Here is a 4,683-nt window from a genome sequence, read left to right as displayed (position 1 = left end):
AATGTTGATTCATGATAATATCCCCGCAAATAATGCCAGACGTTTTGAACAGGGTACACCATCAGTTCCAAATCTATATGCTGTAGAAGCGGGACTTAATCTCATATTAGAAATTGGTTTAAAAAATATCAGGCGTCATGTCGCTGAATTAAATGAACGTTTGAAGGCAGGTATTAATGATATTGGTGGAAAGCTCATGTCACCAAAGGATCCGGAAAAGCATGGTGCAATGATTACGGTCGCCTCAACTGATGAATATGCTTTGGTCGCCGCATTGGCTGAACGCAATATTGTTGTTTCCTGTCGTGATGGCAATCTTAGAATATCTGCACATTTCTATAATAATGATGCAGATATTGATGCCGTCATCACAGCACTGAAAGAGAATAAGAATCTACTTGCATAATATAGATGCATTTGGCATGATCTAAAAATTATGTTACTCGTTGGTAACTTTTTTAATTTTAGGACATGGTTATGAGCAATAAAACAAGCACAGATGATATTAAGCAGTTGAAACTTTTGGAAAAGAAGGTTCTTTGGCTTGCCAGCTATATGATACATAATGCTAATCATTTGCGCCCTTCACGTGATGGACTAAAAGTTGGTGGCCATCAGGCATCGAGTGCTTCTTTGGCGTCAATTATGACGGCCCTTTATTTTCATATTCTTGGGCCTAATGATCGAGTTGCCGTTAAGCCGCATGCATCACCGATTTTACATGCGATCATGTATTTGATGGACCGTCAAAATCTTGACAAGATGGAAAATTTTCGCGGGTTTGGTGGTGCGCAATCATACCCATCGATTACAAAAGACACGACGGATGTTGATTTCTCGACCGGTTCTGTTGGAATGGGGGTTGCTGCAACATTATTTAATACTCTAACTCAGGATTATATGGTTGACCATAATTGGCATGATGAAAATTCCATGGGTCGTATGATCGCGCTTGCTGGTGATGCAGAATTTGATGAAGGTAATATTTTTGAAAGCCTTCTTGAAGGATGGAAGCACCAAGTGCGCAATTTATGGTGGGTTATTGATTATAATCGCCAAAGTCTTGATGGTGTTGTTGATGATGCTTTATTTGAAAGAATTAGTGGTGTTTTTGATAGTTTAGGCTGGCAAGTATCATCCCTTAAATACGGCAAGAAATTATTAAAAGCACAAAATGGTCCGGCGGGTGAAGCTATTTTAAAATGGATCGATAATTGCCCCAACCAGTTATATTCGGCACTCACATATCAAGGGGGCGCAGAATGGAGAAAACAACTTTCCGATGAATTAAAAGGAACAAGCAAGCTTGGTGAATTTTTGGATAGTTATAGTGATACGGAACTTGCAGAAGTGATGACAAACTTGGGTGGCCATGACCTTGAAACACTGACGGAAGCTTTTGGCAACGTAGACAGCGAACAACCCCAATGTTTTATTGCATATACTGTTAAGGGTAAAGGATTACCGCTTGCGGGACATAAAGACAATCATGCCGGATTAATGAGTGTTGGCCAAATGGCACAATTCCAAAAAGATCAGAAAGTACCACAAGGTGCCGAATGGGACAAATTTGGCGGCATGGAAAAAGAAGCGGAGAAACTAACACACTTTATATCCAATTGTAGTTATCAGCAGCGTGCGAAATTAATTAAAAAGGTTGATACAATTCGCATTCCTGAATTACCGGCACCAAAAGATGAAATGCAATCAACCCAAGAAGCATTCGGTAAAATTATGTTTGAACTTGCCAAAGGTGATAGCGAGCTGGCGGACCGCATTATTACGACAAGTCCCGATGTGACATCGTCAACCAACCTTGGCCCTTGGGTTAATCGGCGTAATCTTTATGCGCGAGAAGATGTAGCAGATATTTTTAAAGATAAAAGAATTCCAAGTTCACAGATTTGGCGTAAAGGGCCATCAGGTCAACATATGGAGCTCGGTATTGCTGAAAATAATTTATTTTCATTGCTCGGACAACTTGGACTGACATATCGTAATTTTGGGGAACGCTTATTCCCGGTTGGGACACTTTATGACCCGTTTATCGCCCGGGGACTTGATGCGCTTAATTATGCAACTTATCAAGGGGCAAGATTTATGCTGGTTGCGACGCCATCCGGTATCACACTTGGCCCAGAAGGCGGCGCACATCAATCAATAGGAACACCACTTATTGGTCTTTCTCAACCTGGATTAACATCTGTTGAACCTTCTTATGCCGATGAACTAGCGGTTCTTATGAAGTGGGGATTTGAGCTAATGCAAGACGAGGATGGCTCATCCGTTTATTTGCGCCTTGCAACACGTAAAATTAGTCAACTTCCTCGTGTTTTATCGGAAGAAGATAAAGATAACATTGTTAAAGGGGCTTATTGGCTCCGTAAGCCAACAAGCAGCACAACGAGAGCCATCATTTATGCAGGAGCCATTGCGCCAGAAGTCATGGGCGCCGTACAGGATTTGCAGCAAGAAAATAAAGACATGGCAGTTCTCGCTGTAACATCATCGGATATTCTTTACCGTGATTGGGCGGCTTCAAGACGTAGCAGTGCAATCAATAAAATCCCAAAAACGTCCCACATTGAAAAATTAATGGGTGATCTCGCGCGTGATTGTTTGGTTGTTTCTGTTTGTGATGGCCATCCGTTAAACCTATCTTGGCTTGGTAGTATTCACGGTAATCCCGTTGTACCACTTGGTGTTGAAACATTTGGACAAACGGGCGATCTACCGGATTTATATGAACATTTCATGATCGATAGCGCAGCAATTGTTGCGGCCTACGGTCGATTAAAAAGGCATTAATTTGAAAGCTGTTCTTTTTGAACAATATGGCGATATGCCGACGATAAAAAAAGTCGCAGACCCAACACCTGAAAATCACGGCGTGGTTTTAAAGGTGATGGCGACAGGGGTGTGTAGAAGTGATTGGCACGGTTGGATTGGTCATGACCCAGATATTCCGCTTCCGCATGTGCCGGGCCACGAATTAGCTGGTATAGTCGAAGCCGTTGGTAAAGACGTTAAAAATTGGCATATTGGTGACCGTCTAACGGTTCCTTTTGTTGGTGGCTGTGGCCACTGTCCTGAATGTGATAGCGGAAATCAGCAAGTATGCGATAATCAATTTCAGCCAGGGTTTACCCATTGGGGATCATTTGCGGAATATGTAGGTATCCATCAAGCTGATTTAAACTTGGTTCAATTGCCTAATGAAATGAATTTCGTAACGGCGGCAAGCCTGGGATGTCGGTTCATCACTTCCTATCGTGGTATCGTCGATCAAGGGAAAGTCTCAGATGGCGATTGGGTAGCTGTTCACGGATGTGGTGGCGTTGGGTTATCAGCCATAATGATTTCAAAAGCTTACGGTGCGAATGTAATTGCCATTGATATTGATGATCAAAAGTTGGAATTTGCTAAATCGATAGGTGCGGATTTTGGCATTAATGCCAAGATCGCTACAAATGTTCCGGAGGCTATCTTTGAAATTACAAAGCGCGGTGCGCATATTTCAATGGATGCACTAGGAAATCCGGAAACTTGTCGAAATTCTATACGATCGCTCGCGAAACGTGGCAAACACATTCAAGTAGGCCTGCTTGTGGCTGATCAGAGTACCCCGAATTTACCAATGGATATTGTGGTAGCGAATGAATTGGAAATTATCGGAAGTCACGGTATGGCTGCGCATCGTTATCCTGAAATGCTTAATATGATTGCGTCGGGTAAACTGGAACCGGAAAAATTAATCGGCAAAGAAATCAATCTTGCGCAATCGATTGATGCATTGATTAATATGAATAAATTTCAATCTAATGGCGTCACAGTTATTTCTGATTTTCAGTGATGAACTAAAAGGGTATTTTACTTATTATATTCTAAAATACTGGTCACCCATATCTCTTGGTTTTTAAGTTTGAATTCATCTAGGTATGATAGAGAAGGAAACGTCATAATTATGTTCAATCATTTCAAGAAGGGTTTTGCATGACGGAATAATCATTATATGATGTTTATGATGCAATGCAGAAAGATTTTTATGAAGAATTATCCAGGTCAACTTATAACGCTTATTACTGTTTTCAGTATCACTGCGTCTATGATAAACTCCGGATATGCTCAAGTGATTGGCAGTAATTCAATTTCTAGAGAAGAAATCACCGAAAACTTAAAGAGCGGTAATGTTCTTAGTTACCAAGAGATTCTAGATAAAATTCCAAGAGATAAAGAAGATAGAATTATCGAGGCTGAACTCGTTAGTTTTGATGGCCTTCTCATTTATCATCTGGAAATATTAAAAGCGAACGGTATCGTTGAAGTCCATTTGATTGATGGAAAAACCGGCCAAGACGCTTCGCACCTCAGGGAGGAATAATGCGTTTATTGCTCGTTGAAGACGATCCAAAATTAGGACCGAGACTAGCGGATGATTTGAAAGCAAAAGGTTTTGCCGTTGATCTGATCACTCTAGGTGAAGATGCCGAATTTATGGGTGATGAAATCTCATATGATGCGGTTATACTTGATATTGGTCTGCCGGATATTTCCGGATTAGATGTCCTTAAAAGCTGGCGACAAAAAGGAAACAGTCTCCCTGTTCTTATTTTAACGGCAAGGGATGATTGGCAAGAACGCGTAGACGGATTTCAAGCTGGCGCAGATGATTATCTTGGTAAA

5 protein-coding genes are annotated in these 4,683 nt (G+C 41.2%); all 5 read left to right on the top strand.

What is annotated here, in order from left to right:
• The coding region (locus ACTF6W_RS03555; RefSeq protein WP_438993166.1) for an aminotransferase class V-fold PLP-dependent enzyme at positions 1-406 on the top strand (406 nt) is incomplete at its 5' end.
• A 71-nt stretch (positions 407-477) separates the two neighbouring features.
• Positions 478-2,808, top strand: coding sequence for a transketolase-like TK C-terminal-containing protein (locus tag ACTF6W_RS03550; RefSeq protein ID WP_438993165.1), 2,331 nt, complete (start codon positions 478-480; stop codon positions 2,806-2,808).
• 1 nt (position 2,809) lies between these two features.
• Positions 2,810-3,853 (top strand): zinc-dependent alcohol dehydrogenase family protein, encoded by a 1,044-nt coding sequence (locus tag ACTF6W_RS03545; protein WP_438993164.1) that lies wholly within the window; start codon positions 2,810-2,812, stop codon positions 3,851-3,853.
• Positions 3,854-4,045: 192 nt separating this feature from the next.
• Positions 4,046-4,381: a PepSY domain-containing protein gene (locus ACTF6W_RS03540; RefSeq protein ID WP_438993163.1), complete on the top strand. Its 336-nt coding sequence runs from the start codon at positions 4,046-4,048 to the stop codon at positions 4,379-4,381.
• Positions 4,381-4,683: response regulator (locus ACTF6W_RS03535; protein WP_438993162.1), on the top strand; the 303-nt coding region annotated here is incomplete at its 3' end. The genes ACTF6W_RS03540 and ACTF6W_RS03535, both read left to right, overlap by 1 nt.

This window comes from Pseudemcibacter sp. (assembly GCF_965661635.1).
GTDB lineage: Bacteria > Pseudomonadota > Alphaproteobacteria > Sphingomonadales > Emcibacteraceae > Pseudemcibacter.
This window is presented reverse-complemented; position numbering and strand designations above follow the sequence as displayed.

What these genes read in the sequence shown, in the direction of transcription:
- ACTF6W_RS03550 (WP_438993165.1), top strand. Translation starts at nt 478, where the DNA reads ATGAGCAATAAAACAAGCACAGATGATATTAAGCAGTTGAAACTTTTG.
- ACTF6W_RS03540 (WP_438993163.1), top strand. Translation starts at nt 4,046, where the DNA reads ATGAAGAATTATCCAGGTCAACTTATAACGCTTATTACTGTTTTCAGT.